Origin of the sequence: Colwellia sp. MB3u-8 (genome assembly GCF_014076985.1) — a bacterium.
Lineage (GTDB): Bacteria > Pseudomonadota > Gammaproteobacteria > Enterobacterales > Alteromonadaceae > Cognaticolwellia.
In genome coordinates, this window is the sequence record NZ_JACGVA010000068.1 from 103,102 (window position 1) to 120,938 (window position 17,837).

Annotated in this window: 17 protein-coding genes and 1 pseudogene; 12 read left to right on the forward strand and 6 right to left on the reverse strand. The window is 38.3% G+C overall.

The features are described 5' to 3' along the window. The first annotated feature begins 35 nt into the window (after positions 1–35). The 3 genes from bioH (at position 36) to H4J54_RS12960 (ending at position 2,289) form a co-directional block, all read left to right on the forward strand. Complete coding sequence (gene bioH, locus H4J54_RS12950; RefSeq protein ID WP_220464200.1) at positions 36–830, forward strand: pimeloyl-ACP methyl ester esterase BioH; 795 nt, start codon at positions 36–38, stop codon at positions 828–830. Between the two features lie 137 nt (positions 831–967). Further along, the gene (locus H4J54_RS12955; protein ID WP_182191300.1) at positions 968–1,276 is read left to right on the forward strand and encodes a hypothetical protein; all 309 of its coding nucleotides are present in this window, start codon (positions 968–970) and stop codon (positions 1,274–1,276) included. 5 nt (positions 1,277–1,281) lie between these two features. After that, the gene (locus H4J54_RS12960) at positions 1,282–2,289 is read left to right on the forward strand and encodes a putative metalloprotease CJM1_0395 family protein (RefSeq protein ID WP_182191301.1); all 1,008 of its coding nucleotides are present in this window, start codon (positions 1,282–1,284) and stop codon (positions 2,287–2,289) included. A 114-nt stretch (positions 2,290–2,403) separates the two neighbouring features. Here the strand turns inward: H4J54_RS12960 and pyrE are convergent, their stop codons facing one another. Both pyrE and rph read right to left on the reverse strand, forming a co-directional pair. After that, positions 2,404–3,045, reverse strand: coding sequence for an orotate phosphoribosyltransferase (gene pyrE, locus H4J54_RS12965; RefSeq protein WP_182135799.1), 642 nt, complete (start codon positions 3,043–3,045; stop codon positions 2,404–2,406). An 18-nt stretch (positions 3,046–3,063) separates the two neighbouring features. Further along, positions 3,064–3,777, reverse strand: a complete 714-nt coding sequence (gene rph / locus H4J54_RS12970; protein WP_182191303.1) for a ribonuclease PH — start codon at positions 3,775–3,777, stop codon at positions 3,064–3,066. Between the two features lie 167 nt (positions 3,778–3,944). Here rph and H4J54_RS12975 point away from each other — a divergent pair, with 167 nt between their 5' ends. From H4J54_RS12975 to H4J54_RS12995, 5 genes are all read left to right on the forward strand, one after another. After that, the gene (locus H4J54_RS12975) at positions 3,945–4,508 is read left to right on the forward strand and encodes a thioredoxin family protein (protein ID WP_182191305.1); all 564 of its coding nucleotides are present in this window, start codon (positions 3,945–3,947) and stop codon (positions 4,506–4,508) included. Further along, positions 4,486–5,256, forward strand: a complete 771-nt coding sequence (locus H4J54_RS12980) for a gluconate 2-dehydrogenase subunit 3 family protein (RefSeq protein ID WP_182191307.1) — start codon at positions 4,486–4,488, stop codon at positions 5,254–5,256. The genes H4J54_RS12975 and H4J54_RS12980 overlap by 23 nt, the downstream gene beginning before the upstream one ends. Further along, positions 5,253–6,977, forward strand: a complete 1,725-nt coding sequence (locus H4J54_RS12985) for a GMC family oxidoreductase (protein WP_182191309.1) — start codon at positions 5,253–5,255, stop codon at positions 6,975–6,977. The genes H4J54_RS12980 and H4J54_RS12985 overlap by 4 nt, the downstream gene beginning before the upstream one ends. A gap of 124 nt (positions 6,978–7,101) precedes the next feature. Beyond that, a complete protein-coding gene (locus tag H4J54_RS12990; protein ID WP_182191311.1) occupies positions 7,102–7,965 on the forward strand; it encodes a YicC/YloC family endoribonuclease in 864 nt (287 codons plus the stop codon). A gap of 802 nt (positions 7,966–8,767) precedes the next feature. Beyond that, on the forward strand, positions 8,768–9,853 hold the full coding sequence (locus H4J54_RS12995; protein WP_182191313.1) for a Fic family protein: 1,086 nt from the start codon (positions 8,768–8,770) through the stop codon (positions 9,851–9,853). A gap of 362 nt (positions 9,854–10,215) precedes the next feature. Here H4J54_RS12995 and H4J54_RS13000 read toward each other — a convergent pair whose 3' ends face one another. Beyond that, entirely contained in the window at positions 10,216–11,544 is a 1,329-nt protein-coding gene (locus H4J54_RS13000; RefSeq protein ID WP_182191315.1) for a HipA domain-containing protein, read from the reverse strand. Continuing rightward, positions 11,528–11,815, reverse strand: coding sequence for a helix-turn-helix domain-containing protein (locus H4J54_RS13005; RefSeq protein WP_182191317.1), 288 nt, complete (start codon positions 11,813–11,815; stop codon positions 11,528–11,530). The genes H4J54_RS13000 and H4J54_RS13005 overlap by 17 nt, the downstream gene beginning before the upstream one ends. 523 nt (positions 11,816–12,338) lie before the next feature. Between H4J54_RS13005 and H4J54_RS13010 the strand changes: the two genes are divergently transcribed. The 4 genes and pseudogenes from H4J54_RS13010 to H4J54_RS13020 all read left to right on the forward strand — a co-directional run bounded on the left by H4J54_RS13010 (position 12,339) and on the right by H4J54_RS13020 (position 15,234). Beyond that, positions 12,339–12,569 (forward strand): hypothetical protein, encoded by a 231-nt coding sequence (locus tag H4J54_RS13010; protein WP_182191318.1) that lies wholly within the window; start codon positions 12,339–12,341, stop codon positions 12,567–12,569. 144 nt (positions 12,570–12,713) lie between these two features. Then, positions 12,714–12,806: pseudogene (locus tag H4J54_RS19240) on the forward strand (type I restriction-modification system subunit M N-terminal domain-containing protein); the annotation flags it as partial. Positions 12,807–13,667: 861 nt separating this feature from the next. Further along, positions 13,668–14,411, forward strand: a complete 744-nt coding sequence (locus H4J54_RS13015; RefSeq protein ID WP_182191319.1) for a tetratricopeptide repeat protein — start codon at positions 13,668–13,670, stop codon at positions 14,409–14,411. 394 nt (positions 14,412–14,805) lie between these two features. Next, positions 14,806–15,234 carry a hypothetical protein gene (locus tag H4J54_RS13020; RefSeq protein ID WP_182191320.1) on the forward strand — a complete coding sequence of 143 codons (429 nt, stop codon included), beginning with the start codon at positions 14,806–14,808 and terminating at the stop codon, positions 15,232–15,234. A gap of 940 nt (positions 15,235–16,174) precedes the next feature. Here the strand turns inward: H4J54_RS13020 and H4J54_RS13025 are convergent. Next, positions 16,175–17,119 (reverse strand): response regulator, encoded by a 945-nt coding sequence (locus tag H4J54_RS13025; RefSeq protein WP_182191321.1) that lies wholly within the window; start codon positions 17,117–17,119, stop codon positions 16,175–16,177. Between the two features lie 198 nt (positions 17,120–17,317). Continuing rightward, positions 17,318–17,809: an NYN domain-containing protein gene (locus H4J54_RS13030; protein ID WP_182191322.1), complete on the reverse strand. Its 492-nt coding sequence runs from the start codon at positions 17,807–17,809 to the stop codon at positions 17,318–17,320. Positions 17,810–17,837: the final 28 nt, after the last annotated feature.

Here is a 17,837-nt window from a genome sequence, read left to right on the forward strand (position 1 = left end):
AACTGTGCGCCTACCAGATATTGAGCACACTAAGCATGAAAAATAGCATGGCAGAAAGATTAAAAATTACCAGCCAAGGCCAAGGCATTCCTTTGGTCTTCATCCATGGTTGGGGCCTTAATTCGGCTGTTTGGCAACCCTGTTTAGCGCAGCTCCAAGCCAACTTTCAAGTGATCACCGTTGATCTGCCGGGCTTTGCGACTAATAAATCAGTACAACTGGCTCAATATTCATTAGTTGAGATAGCAGAGGCTATTGTACAAACGGTGGCCAAACCCGCCGTTTATATTGGTTGGTCTTTAGGGGGATTAGTCGCCAGTCAAATGGCTATTCAGCACCCAACGCAAGTGTTAGGGCTAGTTACTGTGGCGAGCTCACCCCAGTTTGTAGCACAAGATAATTGGCCAGGCATTAAAGCAAGTGTTTTGGCCTTGTTTCACCAACAACTTGCCCAAGACACGACAAAAACTATTAGTAATTTTTTGAAAATTCAAGCTATGGGTAGTCCACATATTCGCCAAGATATTAAACAAATTCGCGAGCTAGTTATGCAATATGAACAACCTACGCGACAGGTGTTAGACGACTCATTAAGTTTATTAGAAAGCTCAGATTTGTCTGCGCAACTACAAAATATTCATCAGCCATTTTTGCGCCTATACGGCAAGCTTGATGGTTTAGTACCCAAACAAGTTATTGCCTTAATTGATCAACTTGCCCCTCACAGCCAAAGTTATATATTTGAACAAGCCTCACATGCGCCATTTATATCTCATCAGGCTGAGTTTTTAGCGATATTGAAAAGCTGGTTAACTGAATATCTTAGTTAAAGAGTAACGGTTTACTTTTTAACACTTTTGGTTGATAATTAACCAGGTAGCTGAATGTTAAATTGAACCGTAAATTTAGCAGATAAGTACAGAGTATAAGTACAGCGTAAGTGTCAGTAATCATTGAGGAGTATTTTGTGGAAATTCAATCCGCCTTTAATCTTGGTGTACAAGGCCTTCAAAAAGCGAATGAAGATGTTTATAAAGCGGCCGAAAATATAGCTTCTAGTACCAGCCTAGCGACTGAGTCTTATGGCGTCGCACAAGCAAGTAATGCTCCTGTGGCTAATGTTAACGAGCTAGCTCAACAAAAGGGTGATAGTCCGGTAAAGCTAACGCAGTCACTCATAGATTTGCGTGTGGCAGAATTTCAAGCGAAGGCGTCTGTTGAAGTGATGCAATCAGCCGATGAAAACTTAGGCTCGTTATTGGACGTTACCGTTTAGCGGTTATGAATATCACGCCACAAAACACTCATCTACCCATACAAACTGTGGTAAACCTGCAGACAGATAGCTTACGTCGTGAAAATCAGCAAAGAGAAGTCATCACAAAACCTGAGCCATCGAGTCAATCAGGCGCCGAAAAAGGTCCGGCCTCTGACAAAGAGCGTGGCCGCACTCCCGCACAAAACAATCAGCAAGTAGATTTTGCCAGCTTACGTAAACAAGCTGAGCTCGCTAACGATGTTATTGGTAATAGTTCACACAATAGTTCAGGTGATGGCTCAGGCCATAGTTCAGGGCAAGACTCAGCAAAGCACTCAGAACAAGAGGCTAATAAGCAAAACAGTGATGGCTCTGGAGAAGCAAAGCCGTGGCAAACAAGTTCAAGTCGTGACCAACAATCGAGTGCGGAAGAGTTAGCAAATACACAAATTATTCGCAGCTTGGAAAGTCGCGATAAAGCGGTGCGTAATCATGAAAACGCTCATGCTGGAGTTGGTGGTTCACTTACTGGCGCGCCATCTTATTCATATGAAATTGGGCCCAATGGTAAAAAATATGCTGTTGCTGGTGAAGTCTCTGTCGATTTAACGCCCATTGCAGGTGAGCCAACAGAAACCATTGCTAAAATGAATAAAGTGCAAGCTGCAGCCTTAGCACCAGCTAATCCATCAGCACAAGATATTCGCGTTGCTGCTTCGGCGGCTAGTATTATTTTAGAGGCTCAGGCAGAGTTAACGAATATCAGCGCTGACAATGTTGAGGCTAAGCCGCCGTTAGGTCAGTTATATCCTGATAAAGCGCTGCTGCAAAGTGACACTAGCCTTGAAAATAATGACAGTAGTAAAGCTTTTGATCGTCAAATTGCCCAAACCTTATCGGCGCAAGAAGCCTTAGTGCCAAGCCGACCATTAGCGGTTGATGAAAGAGCGGGCCGCATTGAAAAGTTTTACGCTACTATTAATCAAGCCTATGAAAAATCAGCAAGCTATCAATTTGAGCTAACGGCCTAGTGAACACTGATCCTGTGATACAATTTTTAATAACAAAAAAGCCTGCAATTTTGCAGGCTTTTTACGTTTGGTAACTCTACCATTTGCTGACTATAGCAAGAGTTAATTTATTACTTAAATACCATAATCTTCACGATATTTTTTAATGCTAGCCAAGCTGTCAGTCATGTCTGGTTTTTCTTCCAAGTAGCTGATTAAGTCAGCCAAGGTGACAATAGAAATGACCTTGGTATTAAAGTCGCGCTCAACTTCTTGAATGGCAGAAAGTTCTGCTTGGCCTTTTTCTTGTCGGTCTAAGGCAATCAGTACACCGGATAATTCAGCTCCGTGAGCCTGAATAATTTGCATTGATTCACGAATGGCAGTGCCTGCGGTAATTACATCATCAACCAGCATCACTTTACCTTCAAGGGGTGAGCCTACTAAGCTGCCACCTTCACCGTGCGTTTTAGCTTCTTTGCGGTTAAAGCAATAAGGCATATCAATATTGTAACTGTCAGAAAGTGCAACTGCTGTGGTGGTGGCAATAGGAATGCCTTTGTAAGCAGGGCCAAACAACAAATTGTAGTCAATGCTAGAATCTTGCAATGCCGCGGCATAAAAACGTCCTAAACGGGCTAAATCACCACCGGTATTGAATAAACCCGCATTAAAAAAATAAGGACTAATACGGCCTGACTTTAAGGTGAATTCGCCAAAACGTAACACTTGTTTAGCTAAAGCAAATTCAATAAATTCGCGTTGATAATCTTTCATAATTAGCTCCTGTCTGGCTTAATTTAAAGCAGTTTTTTGAATATCAAACAGTTCGTTAATACTGTTCTTAGCAAGTGTTAGCATTTGTTGCATTTCGTCAAAACTAAAGGGTTCTTCTTCGGCTGTGCCTTGCACTTCAATTAACTTGCCGGTTTCGGTCATGACGACGTTCATGTCAGTATCAGCGGCTGAATCTTCAACATATTCTAAATCAGAAATCGCTTCACCTTTATAGATACCAACAGAAACAGCAGCAATCATGTGCTTAAGGGGGTTGTTATTGATAATACCTTTAGCGCGCATATGGTTTAATGCATCTACCAAAGCGACACAAGCACCGGTAATTGAAGCAGTACGTGTACCGCCGTCAGCTTGAATAACATCACAATCAATCGTAATAGTGTTTTCACCCAAGGCAGCCAAATCAACTGCAGCACGTAATGAACGCGCTATTAAACGAGAAATCTCTAAGGTGCGGCCACTTTGTTTGCCATTGGCGGCTTCGCGACGCATACGCGTGTGAGTAGAGCGAGGTAACATGCCGTATTCAGCGTTGATCCAACCTTTGCCCTGGCCTTTCATAAAACGTGGTACACCGGTTTCAACTGTAGCGGTACATATAACTTTGGTATCACCAAACTCAATAAGCACTGAGCCTTCTGCATGAGCGGTAAATTGACGCGTAATGGTTACAGGACGTATTTGCCCTAAAGTTCTGCCGCTTGGACGCATGTTGCATTTCCTATCATAGTATAATTGCTGCGCATTATAATCGTTCGGATAGCAATTTGACATAATGACGTGACAAGTAATTTGAAATATAGTTAATTAATATAAGGTCACTCTATTGTGAGTTTGTTGTTAGTTGCCATTGAATATTATTGACGTAGAGAGAATTTATGAAATTTCAGCTGTTTATTTTTTTATGGTTAGCCAGTGTATTGTTATCAAGTTTACTGTTCACCAGCCCAGCAAGTGCGCAAGCTTCTGCACACCCGTCAATAATTGCCACTGCAAACGAATTGCCGTTATACAGTAAAGTTTATGACGATAAGCGCGATCCGTTTAAAGACGCGCAAGCAGCCATTGCCATCGCGCAAGCCAGTAACAGAAATGTGTTAATTGAAATTGGCGGAAATTGGTGTACTTGGTGTCATAAAATGGATGCTTTTCTAGCGAAAAATCCTGAAATTTATCAAGCGCTGCATGATAATTATGTCCTGCTTAAAATAAGCGTGAGTGACAGCAATGAAAACGAAGCTTTTATGAAGTCGTTGCCACCCGTGCAAGGTTACCCGCATATGTATGTTTCAACCAATACCGGCCAAATGTTGTTGTCCAAAGATACCGCTGAATTACTTGACGACTTGCAGTATTCTGCAGAGTACTGGCTGACTTTTCTCACAAAATGGCAGGTAAAAAATAATAAGGAAAATTTAAATGATTCAAGTGCAAAAGGTTAAGACCATGGTTCGAAAGCAAACAACGAACAAAGCAATGTCGCCAGTGAACTCATTTTTTGATGAAAATTTTCGCACGCCCAAATGGCTACAAAAGAAAGTTTCCAGGCGCAGTGCACTAAAATCTGCAGCGGGCGCGACTATGGTTGCCGCTATGCCATTACGTGCTTGGTCAACACTGGCTAGTGAGCAATTTGCTCAGGTATTGCAAACTGACCCCTGGTTAACCCTTGAAGCGGTACTGGCGCATTTATTACCTGAGTCGCCAACGGGCCCTAGTGCAAAAGAAATTCAAGCAACACAGTATTTATATAATGTCGTGTTTCAACAGCCCACCGACAGTGATGAAATTGAATTTATTTATAAAGGCGTTGGCTGGCTAAATGGTTTCAGCAACAGTGAATTACAGAAAAACTTTGTGCTATTAAGCTTTGATGAAAAAGAAAAAATATTGCGGGCCATTAGTCGCTCACGCGCGGGCGAGAATTGGTTAAGTAATTTAGTTAGCTATATTTTCGAGGCCATGCTGACTCCGCCAAGTTATGGCGGTAATCCTAATGGTATAGGTTGGCAGTGGTTAGATCATCAAGCGGGTTTTCCCTTACCTCAAGCTGGGCAGCGTTATTATGAATTACCCGGTAAACAACCTATTGTGCTGAGTAACAAAGCGCCGTTTTCCAAGACAACAAGCACACAAATTGTCAGCCATCAGCAATATATGGGCAAGCAAATAGGAACTCGAAAAGCATGAAATATGATATTTGTATAGTGGGTAGTGGCGCAGGCGCTTCACCAGTAGCTTATACCTTAGCCAACGCAGGCGCTAAAGTGTTAGTGCTAGAGAAAGGCGCTTGGTTAACAGAAAAAGAGTTTTATAAAGATGAACTCGCGATCAGCTTACGTGATGCTTACAACCCTAAACTTGAAGACGAACAGCATGTTATTGAAGAAGAATATGAAAACGCCGCAGGTGAAAGTTTTTGGCAAGGCGAAGCAACCAGTGAATCGGGTTGGAGCTTTTGGAATGGCACAGTAGTTGGTGGCTCGTCAAATTTTATGAGTGGCTACTTTCATCGTTTAAAGCCAGTAGATTTTCGTTTGAAAACTGAATTTGGCAGCATTAAAGGTGCAAATGTCGTTGACTGGCCGATCAGTTATGATGAGCTAGAACCTTACTACGCGATAGTTGAAAAAGTGGTTGGTGTATCAGGCAGAGCCACTGCACATCCACATCAAGAACCTCGTTCAACCGACTTTCCGTACCCACCCTTGGCTGAACATGCCATTTCATCGTGGATAGACAAAAGTGCAGAAAAAATAGGTTATCACACAGTGCCAGTGCCTAGAGCGATATTATCTCAACCGGCAATGGGCAGAAATAGCTGTGAATATTCAGGTTATTGCAGCAGTTATGGTTGTTCGTCAGGCGCGAAAGGTGGTGGCCGAGCGGCATTATTGAACCACGCCGTGGCTACGGGCAATTGCACCATAACACCCCATGCAAAAGTGTATAACATTGCGACCGATAGCCAAGGTGAAATATCTGGCGTGCACTATTATGACCAAGCAGGGCGCAAAAAAACTGTTCAGGCTAAATATTATGTAGTGGCATGCCAAGCCATTGAAACCTCACGTTTGTTATTGGCTTCCAAAGGTGAGAAATTCCCTAACGGTTTAGCCAACAATACCGGCCAAGTCGGTAAAAACTTAGTGTTTAGTGCTGGTGGAACGGGTCGTGGTGATTTCTTTTATAAAGACTTAACCGACGAGAAAAAAACACAACTTACCCAAGTAGGGCCTTTTATTAATCGTGCGTTACAAGACTGGTATCAAATTGATGATAAAGCTTTTACCGGCATTAATCGCGACGGCAAAGCCAAAGGCGGCACCATAGATTTCTTGTTTTATCAAAATCCTATTTCGCGTGCACAAGGCACGCAGTGGCAATATGATGAAAGCCAAAATAGTGAAACACTAGTTTGGGGTGAAGCACTCAAACAAAGCATGAAAACTGAATTCACTAGTTATAAAACACTGCGTTTTGAAGTGTTTAATGACTGGTTGCCCACCGATAATTGTTTTGTTGCCTTAGATAACGAAGTCACCGATAAGTGGGGCGACCCTGTGGCAAAAGTACGTATTGGCGCACATAACCACGATTTAGCTGTAGGTGAATATCTCGCTGAAAAAGCTGAAAAGTTATTAGTAGAAATGGGCGCGAGCAACGTTTCATCATCGGTGAGCAGTTCGCCACCCACCAACTTAATGGCGGGTGGTTGTCGTTTTGGTCATGACCCTAAAACGTCAGTATTGAATAAAAACTGCCAAACACATGAGGTTAAAAACTTATTTGTGACCGACGCCTCGTTTATGCCAACAGGCGGCAGTGTGCCTTACACTTTCACCATTTATGCCAACTCTTTTCGCGTAGCAGACCATATTAAAGCGCGTTGGCAGCAAGCAAAGGCTTAATATTGACGTAGAGCGGGTATATTGCCACCATGATCTCGCAAACTACAGCTTATTAATGTAGATACCCAGTAGTAGCTAGGGCATAATTCACCACAATGTTAATTTAAAAAATTTAGGAGACTCAATGATCCATAGTATGACAGCGTTCGCACGCCATGAAATTAAGGGCGAATGGGGCAATGCCGTTTGGGAAATCCGTTCTGTTAATCAACGTTTCCTCGAAACCTATTTTCGTTTACCCGAGCAATTTAGAAGCATAGAACCAGTATTAAGAGAACGATTTCGCAAGCAATTAAATCGCGGAAAAGTAGAATGTAATTTACGTTTTAATGCTAACCCAGCAGCAAAAAGTAAAATCACCTTAAATACAGAGCTAGCTGGCGAATTAATGACCCATGCCAATACTATTGCAAGCTTAGCCAATAACGCGACGGTGAACCCCGTTGAAATTATGCGCTGGCCTGGTGTGATGGAAGCGGAAGAAGCTGACATGAATACCATTCAAGCAGAAGTACTGGCCGGTTTTGACCAAGCATTAAAAGACTTTATTGTTGCTCGTACCGATGAAGGTGAAAACCTTAAGATGCTTCTTGAGCAGCGCTTAGATGGTATTATCGAGCAAGTCGATATAGTCAAAGGCCACATGCCAGAAATCATAGCATGGCAACGTAAGCGCATTACCGACAAGTTTGCGGATGCCAACATTGAACTTGAATCATCACGTGTTGAGCAAGAACTGGTATTACTGGCACAAAAAATGGATGTTGACGAAGAAATTGACCGTCTATTTAGCCACGTAAAAGAAACCCGCAGCATATTGAAAAAAGGCGGCGCACAAGGCAGACGTTTAGATTTTATGATGCAAGAGTTTAACCGCGAGGCAAACACCTTAGGTTCAAAATCTATTAATGCCGATATCACCAACTCAGCGGTTGAGTTAAAAGTGTTAATTGAGCAGATGCGTGAGCAGATCCAGAACATAGAATAGCGTTCCTCCTTGTTTCCTGTTGTTAATAATTCATTGTAAAGCCTCACTTTTGTGAGGCTTTTTGTTTTCTCTTGTTCTATACTTTTCCGTAAAGTTAACTAATAAGTGCTTACTAAAAGGGTTACTAATTTCATTAGTAACCCTCCTTGACTGACGTGGATACAACATTGTCAAGGCAGCGTGTACTTTGTTGATAAGCCTTATTATGTTATATACCGAGGAGATAAAGCCTTAATTAATCGAGCAATATACCGCTTAAGCTATCTTATTAAAACCACACTAAAGGGCATAATAAGCCTGCCAACAGTTATTTATGTAATGTCATCAAACTAAGGTCTAATAATAAAGGTAATGTGCTAAACGAGAAGTTACTCGTTGACTCATTAATTACCCATCAAATGTTAAATAAATGAATTAAGAATAATTAATGAGTCAATTTTTTAATATCTATTATTCGCACTTTAGCAATTTTTCGTACCCAGTTTTCGCAGTTGTATTTTCAGGTTTTTTTCATATAAAAACAATGGTAAAAAATTAAACTAATAAAATACAGAGTGTTATGGTTTTTTAGGTAGCTCCTCTTAAAAATAATATGAATTTAGCTCGCTCATTTTCAACTTAACAAAGGATCGTAAAAAGTGTCACGTGATTTCATTGAAAAAGTAGTGATTTTTAACGTATATAAATTATTGAGATATTTATACATGACACTGTTATGTGTATAAATATTTGTGTTTTCTATACATGTTGTAATTATGTGTATAAACTATCTTTTTTTATATACATATCAAAAGATCGGATAATGAGCCTGCCAATAGCTGAATTGCCTTTACCCAATATCGAACATTGGGAAACTCGAGCGGTCTTAAAAAAAACAGCCATAGCGCACCGTTATCTCGCTGAATTAAAAGGGGTGGCAGAATCCATTCCTAATGAAGCCATTCTAATCAATACGCTGACACTGCAAGAAGCTAAACATAGTTCTGAAATTGAAAATATTATTACCACTCATGATGAACTATTTAAGGCTGAGCTATTAACTGAAGCAGTGTTAAACCCTACAACCAAAGAAGTACAAGATTACGCCATAGCGTTAAGGCAAGGTTTTGCATTAGTTCGAGGTTCCGGTTTAATTAGGTTAGCTGATATTTTGGCTATTCAACAAACGTTAGAGCGTAACAAAGCAGGGTTACGTAAGTTACCAGGTACTGAGCTTAAAAACGCACAAACCGCTGAAGTTATTTATACACCACCGCAGCATCCGCAAGATATTGAGCGCTTAATGGATAATCTTGTGCAATATATCAATGATGATGAGCTATGCAGTGCTGACCCGTTAGTTAAAATGGCAATAATCCATCATCAGTTTGAAAGTATTCATCCATTTTATGACGGCAATGGTAGAACTGGGCGTATTATTAATATGCTCTATCTGGTCGCGCAAGACCTGCTTGACTTACCCGTGCTTTACTTAAGTCGCTACTTAATTGAAACCAAAAAAGATTACTATCAACAATTGCAAGCGGTGCGAGAAACAGGTGAATGGGAACCGTGGTTGTTATATATGCTAGAAGGTATAGCTGAAACGGCTAAAGCAACAATCGAGATGATTAAAAATATCAAAGTGCTTATGCGTAATTTTAAACAAAAAATTCGTAGTGAGCTACCTAAGATATATCGCCAAGAATTACTGAATAACTTATTTAATCATCCCTATACAAAAATTGAATTTGTGATGAATGATTTAAGTATTACCCGGTTAACAGCAGCCAAATATCTTGAACAATTAGTTGATATAGGCTTGCTACATAAAGAAAAAATAGGAAGAAGTAACTATTACATTAACCAAGGGCTAGTTGCGTTGTTTATTGAGCGAAATAAAGCCTAAAAGGCCGCGGTTACTAAATTGGTTACTGATTAATTAAAAATAATTTACGCTAGAGCTAATTAATTATTTTGTATTTTTATATACGCTTACATAGAATATCAAATAAATTTTTAAGGTTTAGTAAGAGTATATAATAAATGTATATTCAGGCCATATAAAACAAGGGGTTAAGCTGTTTTAGTTTAGCCCCTCCAACTTAGCAATATCACCTGAAGTTGCTTGTTTTTTGATAAAAGTAGCATTCAAGTGATGACTCAAATTCATATCCGAAAAATCGTTCATCCTTAAACTCAATGATTAGGAGAAAGAATGATGACTAAATAAGTCAACAGAGACTCCACATTGGAGTCGAGCCTTAATTTCTAAAAAGCCTCTTTAGCAACCATATCCATTTCTCTTGTTTCATCAAATAACGAATTAGCTTGTTGAGTCACTAGTTGTTTCAATTCCTCAATAATTAATAAGCTTGGTTCATCCAATGTAAATTCATCGAAGCTTAAGTTATCTATTTTTTTGGTTATAAGAGTGGATAAACTAGCTACTCTTTTCCTCAAAAAGCTAAAAGAAATACCTGCTTCATCTGCAAGCGACAGTAAGTTATAAGCTGTGATGTTAGCAATATCAAAATTGTCTCCAATAGCCATCGCTAAGGCAGTATCTATGTTTATATTTTTGGATGCTTCATAGGTTACAGAAACAAGATCATAAAAAGGCGTAATGCTCATACCGCTAGAGCTTATAAAAAAGCTCGCATTCTTACCATGTGCATCACTGTTTCCAATAATTAAGTTGAATACCATCCAATCGACTAGGCTTTGCGTAACTATGGCTGGAACTGAGCAAGTTTTTGCCAATTCAAATAATTTATTGAAGCTCACGCCGTCCCGAATATGCTGCACATGCTCACCAGAGCCAAAGTTATGTTCATATTTATATTCAGGGGGTAAATCTAAGGCTTGGCATGCATCTATGATATGACGTTTTTTAACTTCTTCAGGTGTGACTTTCCTATCAAATCGTTCAACAATTAAGCTATCGTGTTTTCCAAATTTTCTATATGAAACATTAGCAACGTTTAACTTAACCTCTTTAGCTAACCTCATGCAAAAGAGTTCATTGATCACAATGCTTTCATATTTTTTTGATGAAAATTTTAGAATATGTGTACTCGAATATTTACCGTTTGCCAGCGTAAAGCGACCATCAGTATCTATAAATACATTCAGTTTATTTTGAACCCCTGCAACAGATAAACGATATTTACCATCCCAAGTGACCAGTTCTTGAATATCATTTGATGATAGCTTTTGAATCAACTCTTGTTCCGTAATTTCACGAAGCACTGTTTTTTCTTTTTGATACTCAACATCAGAAAAAGACAAAATACCAGCAGTGTCCATGCCGATTGTGATTAGAATGGCGTACAAGTTATTTTTACTTAGGTTTTGGCTTGCTAACAAGAGGTCAAAAGCATCGCCCTCAGGAAAAAGGTTTCTTAAAAAGTTAATAATAGTTTGTTGGGAACATTCAACATCAAACGGGATGCAAGGTGAAATTGGAAATCTATTCTTTATCCAAAAATCATCATATGAAAAGGTACATTTTCCAGGTTCAATAAACTCTAGTGTACCTACTGTTTCAGATTGACTGAATATAGATATACAAGGAAATGACTTAGAGCCACTCATCATCTATCTCCTTAGTGCCTTCAGTATTCTGGCTATCAAACCATAATGAAATGCCTAGTTGCTTAGTGACTTTAAATAACGTCACTAGCTTTACTGAATCAACACCTAGTTCAATGTTATTCAGGGATTGTTTAGATACTCCACAGAGGCTAGCAGCACTTTCAATTGTTATATCTAAGGAGGTTCTTTTAAAGCGAACAAATTCACCCAGCCGCTTCATATCTACAGGAAGGTCTAAGTTCGGTGCTTTTGTCGCTATAACTCGTTTTGCCATAATATATTAATCCTATCTTAATAGGATTAATATACACAATAAATTGTAATTAAACAATAATCCTATTTTAATAGGATGATAAGTGCTTACAAAGTAAATCGCGAATAAATCCTACTAATTAGGGATTTAACGACAATAGGATGATTAAAGATATTCGCATCAAGCTCCTGCTCCTCAAAAAAATGAATTAGCTGGAAAGACTTTGCAATAGCCATCAATCAAATTTTAACAGAAGATGGCATTCCTGAATATAAGCACTTAGGCCGATTCTTTTTATCTGACAATGAGTTGATTAACGAAAATAGAAATTAATCTCTAACTGGTAAGCTATTTATGTACCTTTGGGATGATGTTTTACGACATGGAATATCAGATGTAGTCTTTCATTCAGAAATAAATACTTATGGACAATTAACTCGTCTTTATCAAAGCAAAAGGCCTGTGTTTAGTTGCCAGTTCTATCGCTTAGTAAAAGAGCAGCTACTCCCTATTGAACAGGATAACTCCGTCACGAAAGATGGCAATGAAAACGAATGAAGCTAGTCATGGACCAACGATATATTTAGATAGAGCTTTGCTTTCTAAATTACCCAGAAATGTGACTAAAGCATTATCCTCCAGAGGGTTAACAACCGCAGGATATATTGAAAAATCCTCTTTTGTTGGTTTGATGATGGTTAATAGCAAAAGCTATGTATTTCTCCCCAGAGGCTCTAATCTTGATAAACAAGAAGAGCATGTTGTTCATGTATAGAATACTTTAAAGGCTGTTGAAAAGTATAGTCGGGTTAGCAAAACTAAAATTGATTTTCCTTACGCCGAATGCAGCACGTAAGCTCTAATGAATAGAAATTCAATGAATTAAACACCGAATAACCTAGCCGCTTTTCGTTCGTTAATAGCGGACTTGCTTCGTGGTGATTTCAAGCAATCTCAGTATGGCCGTATTATTCTACCTTTTACCTTGCTACGCCGCCTTGAAGGTGTGCTAGCATAGAGTAAAGAAGTTGTTTTGGCTGAGTTTGAAAAATTGAGTCAATGAGCTTACCTGAAAAAGCTCAAGAAAAATATTATTGTGCGCAACAAAGTCCGTAAGTAAACCAATGGCTTAAGTTTTTTAACCGGAATTGTTCGAAATGTTTTTTTTGTAGGTTATCGATAGTAATTAGTATAAAATATTTTTTTTACTTAATTAGCTAGAACTTATATTAAGTCAAAATAAATCATCTATCTGTATTATTTTAAGGAAGAATGTTGTGACTGTACTATGGCTTTTTATGATTTTTATTACTTTTATTATTTGTGTTTTTGCTGCCTGGTATCATTTAGAAGGTTGGAAGCGGAAGTATCCTCATACATTGGAGAGTTACCTTCATAAATATCCTAATTCCAAAACGTCTCATGGCATTTCATGTGCGCATTGTAACTCCAAAAGCTTACGTAATCTAGGATCTGAAAATGCAACAAGTAGTAGAAGACTAGTGAGTTGTAATAGTTGTTCAAGCACTTTATATCATGCAATAGTATAGATTAAACATTTTATAGATATCTTAAATATGAGTGCTACTCGCTACATTAAAGAGATACTTCAAACAGGCTGAATTCAGATGATTAGTAAAAGGCAAGTAGGTAGAATTAAGGGGCTTAATACCTAAGGGAAGCTGAAAAAATAAAAGCCAAGCGGGTACGTATTAACCAAGAAATAGGTGGCAGGTATTTCCTATAAGTTAGGTGTCTTAGCTTAGAAAATTGCCTTGCAAATAGAATGGAAATTTAACTGTTACCTGTGTTTAATATTTTAACGCTATGATTGTATTGTATAAATAAAGCATCGATAAGGGTGATCTGTATTTTGATAAAATTTATTTTTTGTGTTTTAGGGCTTTTTTTAAGCTTTTCTGTATTTTCTAGTGACAATTATAAAAAGGGCTATTCAGCCTACGTAGCAAAAGACTTTACTCAAGCTATAGTTTGGTTTCAAAAAGCTGCCAACCAAGGAAATACCCAAGCGCAATTTAACCTAGGTGTTATGCTCGACAAAGGCACAGGCGTTAAAATGGACAGTGAACAAGCGGTAACTTGGTATCAAAAAGCCGCAAATCAAGGGAGCATTAATGCACAACTTAGGTTAGCTGGTATGTACTCGGATGGTACAGGCGTTAAAAGGGATGGTGTGAAAGCGGTAGCATGGTACCAAAAAGCTGCAGATAATGGGCATTTTTTCGCACAATTTTCTTTAGGATATAGATATGCAAATGGTTTTGATGTTAAAAAAAACATGGAAAAAGCAGTCGTTTGGTATCGAAAAGCCGCTAATCAAGGACATGCGCAATCACAGAATGAGCTAGGCGTTATATTTTCAAATGGTTTAGGTGTTAAAAAGGACGACGTGCAAGCCGTGGCCTGGTATCAAAAAGCCGCTAATCAAGGACATGCTTCGGCACAATTTGGTTTAGGTATTTCGTACGAAAATGGTTGGGGCGTTGCAAAAGACTTGGCTGCAGCATTGGCTTGGTATGAAAAAGCAGCGAAGCAAGGTCATAGTGGTGCAAGATTTAACTTAGATATTATTAATAAAAAGATAACGATAAAGTAGTTTAATATTTATCAATTGATTCAAAAAAAATTCTTTATAAAAGTAGTGATCATACTGGAAAACCAATGCTTTGTTAGGCATTGATTTGATCACAGCTACATCAAGAATTCAATTTATAATGATCTTGCCGTGGCAGGTCTTTACCAAACTGACAACTTAGTGCGCAAAGTGGAAATTAACTTAAAAATTTTCCCATATTTTTTCTAATGAATCATTAGAGTCATATTACTGAGAATCCTTAGCAATAATCATAAAACACAATGACTTAAATTCAACCAACTGAAATGTTGATAATAATAGAGTATCTTATTTTGGATATTACTGAGAAGTTTCCATAATAAGCTGTTAAGTGGCAATAGAGTCACGTGAATATTAAATAAAATGGAGAATGAGAATGAAAAATAAATTAGCAATGTTGATGTTACTAAATCTTACCAGTATTGGTATAGCTGAAGCTAATGATAATATAAAAAACACCAAATTCGAATATCTACCACCTTATTTGGGGAGTATTAGAGATATAAACTCATCAATAACAATTCAAACATACCAAACAGAGTATTTTTCTTATGGAGAAACAGTATCTGGTGACGGGTTTTCTAGGGGGCTGGAGTATCTTTATAATCAACAAAAAGATAAATTGAAAAAAATGTGTAATCAACATAAAGGTAAATACAATAAAGTATATTACGGATTTGATAACATCTCTGTTTCTGAGAGGCAATTAACAGACATCACCATAAATCGTTCGAGTGGTACAATCTATGAGACAGGTCAAAAAGTACATTTTTTATTTAATATGTATTGTGAAACAAATGAGTAGAACTAATCTGTTAAAAGCCACTTAACAAGCTGTTAAGTGGCTTTTAACAGTTGACTAGGTAAGTTATGCAATTCTCCGATAGATATAAATTTTCAGATTGGCCTAATAAAGAAATACCACTAGCTAGTAGCTGCTGGTATTTATGCTATTTGGAACGGGGATGAATTATTTTATTGTGGAATGTCAGGCAGAGAAATAGAGAAAAACCTACACAAAAAAAAGTATGGTTTAGTTACTAGGCTACATAACCAACCTGACTTACTATCGTATCTTCATACCGGTCACTAACATTCGCTTTAATATGTCGACTAAAAAAGAACAAAGCATCAACAATTACATTCTTTACTCTTGTTGTTCTTTCGGTTAGAAAAGTGGCTGTATCCGTCTTTTTTACATATCTAGCTATTAAAAATAAGCGAACGAGCCAAAAATTGATAGACTAAGTGAAGGTAGCAAGGAAATACGACCAATACTAATGGCAATATTTAGTTAGTAGCTTTGTAAGTGATGATAAACAAGCCCTCTGCTACCACGACTAAGGTTACTATTTTATTATTAGATAAGGTTTTTTTTGAGGTATGCGGTTGCCATTGCAATGGCCTTTTATATCACTGCAAATACTAGTCACCTAATGGGTTACCCAGCCCTCAGCATAAAGCCAACAAAAATACTAAATTGATGTTTTATTATGATTTTTCAAAAATTAAAATGGACAAAATTGCACGAGAAAGGTGGACGAATAATTTTACATCCTCATCTAAATACTATTGGCCTGATGCTAGAAAAAGACACCACAAGCGCAAAGTAGCGTGCTCTTTCTATTAACAGTATTAGCTGACAATTAAAAAAGTAACCGTGAATTAGTCATGTCATTTGTAACCTATGACGTTCAAAACCTTGTTGATAAACCGGTGGACATTATTATCAACGGGGGCGCTATTTAAGCTATTTTTAAGTATTGCTTAATAACTTCTGCACCAGTATCAGCCTTGATTGGTTTAAAAATAAAGCCAGAAATACCTTGGCTTTCACAACGTTTAATCAGCACTTGATCTGTTATTGAAGATAACATAACCACAGGAACCTTACTGCCATCAGCTCTTATTTTTGCTAATGCTAGGTCACCATTCATTTGCCCCATAACAACATCTAGAAATAGAAAGTCAGGCTTGTGATCCCGCACCATAGTAACGGCAACCGAACCATCTTCAGCTTCAATAATATTGCTATAACCAAGCTGTAATAAATAACGTCTGAGTGCTTTACGGATCATGGCACTGTCATCAACTAAAAGTATTTTACTGTCTAGCGGTAATGTTTGGGTGTGAGGATTACTCATACCGGTACTGGCTTCTCGTTTAATACCTATAGTTTGATATTCAACATGGCGGATCAAGAGATTAAAATAATAACGACCAACTCCTTCGATAGTGATCGGCACGGTGATAACCTCGGTAACACCCGCTAAGTATTTTTCCATGTCATTTACATTGTGAACAAAGTACGGACTAGAAAATTTATAATCTAAGCTATAACGGCCATGTAAGTCGGTTGAGCGACCCACAATCGTATTACCCCATTCGGCTAAGGCATGACTTAACTCTTTATTGATTTCAGTATATTGATATTTTTCTTCAAACATATGCTGACAAACTGAGTTACCTATCGCGATAGCCGTTTCTGGGTAATGGTGCATCATGATAACCCCATCTAAGCCACCAGTGACTTGGGAACATACCGCGTAACCTTTAAAACGAAAATCATCGACGCTGTCGACAAAAGCCTCACCCGCCTCGCCAACAAGATTTGTCATCGTTTTTAAACTGGCAAGTGACTCGTTGATAAATGGGTATAAAATCACTTTATATAATGCTTCTACTGACATACGTGTTCCTTTTTTTTATTATTATTATTATTTTTAAATCGACCGGCCAGTATCACTCTCAGCTCAACGCTGAATTGAAAATTTAGCTAAAGTTGGCGCTTAACTTACGGGGCATTGAAAAGTATTGACTTGCACTCGATGCCATTGGGCTCATAGCATACACTTAATATTGCCAAGCTGACTACCGATAACATTAACTTACAACAATAGCTGGCGATCAATAGGGAAAAATTCACTCGCCGCATTAATTAATGACTGTGCGGTTAGCGCCGTGACGCCATAAACATGCGTTTTTACGCCGTCGCGTAACATGATTTTTTTCAGTAACAAATCAAAATCACCATCACCTGAAAGTAATATAACGATATCAACGTCGGCTGCTGCCTCCATCACGTCAATGGCGATGCCGACATCCCAATCACCTTTTGCAGAGCCGTCGCGCCGCTGAATAAAAGGTTTGAGTTTTACATCAAAGCCGATATGTTTTAAGGCTTTTTGAAATTTATGCTGTTGGTCGTCACTGCGTTGTATCGCATAAGCATTTGCCAAAACAATATCACCTTGTTGGCTGATTTTTTGCCAAAACGCGCGATAATTAAATTGCTGTTGAAAAGTATCTCGTGTGGTGTAATAAATATTTTGTACATCAACAAATATGGCAATTTTCGGTAATAGATCGCTATTTTGCATAAAAAATCCTCTTTGCTAAATGAAGCTA

Coding starts and splice junctions, on each gene's coding strand:
- H4J54_RS13025 (WP_182191321.1), bottom strand. CDS start 17,119: ATGTCAGTAGAAGCATTATATAAAGTGATTTTATACCCATTTATCAAC.
- H4J54_RS12975 (WP_182191305.1), top strand. CDS start 3,945: ATGAAATTTCAGCTGTTTATTTTTTTATGGTTAGCCAGTGTATTGTTA.
- H4J54_RS13005 (WP_182191317.1), bottom strand. CDS start 11,815: ATGGCAAAACGAGTTATAGCGACAAAAGCACCGAACTTAGACCTTCCT.
- pyrE (WP_182135799.1), bottom strand. CDS start 3,045: ATGAAAGATTATCAACGCGAATTTATTGAATTTGCTTTAGCTAAACAA.
- bioH (WP_220464200.1), top strand. CDS start 36: ATGAAAAATAGCATGGCAGAAAGATTAAAAATTACCAGCCAAGGCCAA.
- H4J54_RS12995 (WP_182191313.1), top strand. CDS start 8,768: ATGAGCCTGCCAATAGCTGAATTGCCTTTACCCAATATCGAACATTGG.
- H4J54_RS13000 (WP_182191315.1), bottom strand. CDS start 11,544: ATGATGAGTGGCTCTAAGTCATTTCCTTGTATATCTATATTCAGTCAA.
- H4J54_RS13030 (WP_182191322.1), bottom strand. CDS start 17,809: ATGCAAAATAGCGATCTATTACCGAAAATTGCCATATTTGTTGATGTA.
- H4J54_RS12960 (WP_182191301.1), top strand. CDS start 1,282: ATGAATATCACGCCACAAAACACTCATCTACCCATACAAACTGTGGTA.
- H4J54_RS12985 (WP_182191309.1), top strand. CDS start 5,253: ATGAAATATGATATTTGTATAGTGGGTAGTGGCGCAGGCGCTTCACCA.
- H4J54_RS13020 (WP_182191320.1), top strand. CDS start 14,806: ATGAAAAATAAATTAGCAATGTTGATGTTACTAAATCTTACCAGTATT.
- H4J54_RS13010 (WP_182191318.1), top strand. CDS start 12,339: ATGAAAACGAATGAAGCTAGTCATGGACCAACGATATATTTAGATAGA.
- H4J54_RS12980 (WP_182191307.1), top strand. CDS start 4,486: ATGATTCAAGTGCAAAAGGTTAAGACCATGGTTCGAAAGCAAACAACG.
- rph (WP_182191303.1), bottom strand. CDS start 3,777: ATGCGTCCAAGCGGCAGAACTTTAGGGCAAATACGTCCTGTAACCATT.
- H4J54_RS12990 (WP_182191311.1), top strand. CDS start 7,102: ATGATCCATAGTATGACAGCGTTCGCACGCCATGAAATTAAGGGCGAA.